We start from the raw sequence: 980 nt of genomic DNA, 5'->3' as shown, positions 1-980 counted from the left end.
TTCCATTGCTTTTTGCACCTGAAATCTCCAGTGGATTTCCTACTCCTGTATCGAGTGATAGCATCGTCATTCTGAGATATTGAGCTTGCTTACTATCATCAAAAGGAGACAGACGTTTTTTTAATTCCGCTGAAAAAAGTACTTGCTTGACGGCTTCGCCCCATGCGTTCAGATTACTTTGTTCGGAGAAACTTTTTACTACAATATTTTCACTTTTTAGTGTGCTAAGAAACGCATCGACATTAAATAGACCCCTTTCATTAAACCAAGTTTTTTCAATGGTGAGCTTTCTAACATGGTCTTTTAATATTCGTTCAATTGTTTCCCCCGAGTTTTCTTGCGGTGGGAACTTTTTATTGGCATTGTTGCTCGGTTGCGGAATGCTGTTAAGGCTAATATACCGTAATTGACTAAACTCACCCTTTCCAGCTTGTTCTTTTTTGCTTCCAAGAATATATTCACGTAAAGGGTAGTCAGCCTTTACAACATAAGATATTGGTTTTTTTCGATAATCTTCTGCATCCCACAGTAAAAAAAGCGAACTAGACATCTCAAAAATCTTATGAATAGCTTTTTCGTGAATATCCATCGCATCTTTTTGCAGTTTTTTAAGCGACTCATATTCTCTTTTTAGAAGGTTATTAGGTGGCAAAGCATAACTGTTTGTCGCTTTTAATAAGCCTTTTAATCTGTTGTGAAGAGATTCTTCAAATGTTTTTGATTCTTTTAGATGTTCAAAGTAGCGAGCATAAAGTCGGTGCCCTTCAGTTAAATTTTCAGTTGTTCCTGCTAACGCTAGTTCAGGTGTTGCGATACCTAATAAGGATAATTCCTCTATGCTTGTTGTTAACTCCTCAAGTTTATCCTCGGTATTTTTTATTTCTTTAGATAGATATTTTTCACAATAATCGGCCGCTTGTTTAACATGATAACCGATAGCCAATTTATCAGATCCAGAGTGGAGTCTGTTTAGCGATGCT

At 36.5% G+C, this 980-nt stretch carries 1 pseudogene; it reads right to left on the bottom strand.

Features of this window, described 5'->3' with window-relative positions:
* A pseudogene (locus CTN01_RS22540) lies at positions 1 to 943 on the bottom strand (hypothetical protein); the annotation flags it as partial.
* Between the last annotated feature and the right edge of the window lie 37 nt (positions 944 to 980).

Origin of the sequence: Photobacterium angustum, assembly GCF_003026365.1 — a bacterium.
Lineage (GTDB): Bacteria > Pseudomonadota > Gammaproteobacteria > Enterobacterales > Vibrionaceae > Photobacterium > Photobacterium angustum.
This window is presented reverse-complemented; position numbering and strand designations above follow the sequence as displayed.